Annotated in this window: 2 protein-coding genes; one reads left to right on the top strand and one right to left on the bottom strand. The window is 57.5% G+C overall.

Going from position 1 to position 1,530, the window contains the following annotated elements:
- Nucleotides 1-845, bottom strand: an 845-nt coding sequence (locus WH277_RS00295; RefSeq protein ID WP_339503677.1) for an MFS transporter, incomplete at its 3' end; no start/stop codon positions are given.
- 114 nt (nucleotides 846-959) lie between these two features.
- Between WH277_RS00295 and WH277_RS00290 the strand changes: the two genes are divergently transcribed.
- Nucleotides 960-1,530 (top strand): helix-turn-helix transcriptional regulator (locus WH277_RS00290; protein ID WP_339503675.1); only part of this gene is annotated, 571 nt, incomplete at its 3' end.

Below are 1,530 nucleotides of genomic sequence, written 5' to 3'. Positions count from 1 at the left end.
CCGACAACCAGCAGGCCGATGGTCAGATAAAGGCTTAGCAGGGGAGAGCGCAGGCGTAGCGCGTGACGGGGCAGCAGGCAGGTGTCGCTAACAAACTCCTGGCGGATTAACAGCGCCACCATCAGCACCGCCAGTGCCACGCCCATCAGGTTGTAACTCAGCTGTGATTCAGTGCTGCCAATACTGATTGCCAGTACAGCAGCGGTGAGCAGCAGCAGTTGGAGCAAAGGCAGGCGTGCGGCAGGTTTGCGCTTACGGTTATCTGCGGGTAAAGCTCGCCACACCACCCATGCGTAGAGCATTGTCACCGGCAGCAGAAAAGCAAAAGCCAGCCTCCAGGCATCGATATCTGCAAAGATCCCGCCAATCGCCGGGCCGACCAGCGTCGCAACGCCCCACATGCCGGAGATCAGCGCAAAGGCGCGCGGCCACAGCGCCCGTTCAAACACTTCGTAAATCATGCTGTAGCCGAGCGCAAACAGGAAACCACCGCCCAGGCCCTGAATGGTGCGGCCCAGTAACATCGCCAGCATATTCGGGGCCAGGGCACACAGCAGGGAACCCGCAAGGAACAGCAGGATAGCGATAGCGTAGGTCCCGCGCGACCCGGCGCGACTCAACGTTCGGCTGGTGAGTGCCGAACCGAGGATGGAAGCGACCACAAACAGTGTGGTGTTCCAGGCGTAGAGATTCAGTCCACCAATTTCTTTAACGACCGAAGGCAGCACGGTAGTGGCGATATAAATATTGATAGCGTGCAGTGCAACCCCACCAGAAAGTGCGATGGAGCGGGCGGCATTCTTACCGGAGAGAAGATCTCCCCAGTTTCCTTCATGTGATGACATAATGGCTCCTTGAAACCACGATTGTGAGTCACCCTGGGGTTGTCGGCCGCGCATCCCTGAGGTAAATTAATAAAACAAGAAAACACTTGGAATATTAGCGGGGTCAGAAAAATTTTGTCAATAAATCACTTGCCTTCGGGGCCTGAAGAGCACTTATCGACATCACAGCGGCTGCTTCATCTGCTGAAAACCCGCGGACCGCAGCAGGCTTCAGAGGCGGGAAAGGTGCTGGGAATGACGGCCGAAGCAGCACGTCAGCAGTTCACAAAGCTGGCGGCGGATGGGCTGGTGAGCGCTTTTTCCCGATCGCGCGGCGTTGGGCGCCCTTCACAGTTCTGGCAACTCACGCCTGAAGGCGAGAAACGATTTCCTGATACGCACCCTGAACTGACCGTGCAGTTGCTGGACGTGGTGCGTGAATCCTTTGGCGAACAGGCGATTGAGATGCTGATTGCTAAACGCGAACAGAAAACCCGGGAGTTATACCAGCGAGAGCTATCGGCCCTCGCCGGGTTGACGGCACGCGTGGCGCGGCTGGCAGAAATACGTTCTGCTGAGGGTTATATGGCGGAATACGAGACGCTGGAAGATGGCAGCCTGCTGCTGATTGAAAACCACTGCCCGATATGTGCGGCCGCGGCGACCTGCCAGGGATTTTGCCGTGCCGAGCAGGCGATCTTTAGTG

Origin of the sequence: Erwinia sp. MYb416, assembly GCF_037479575.1 — a bacterium.
GTDB classification, from domain to species: domain Bacteria; phylum Pseudomonadota; class Gammaproteobacteria; order Enterobacterales; family Enterobacteriaceae; genus Erwinia; species Erwinia rhapontici.
This window is presented reverse-complemented; position numbering and strand designations above follow the sequence as displayed.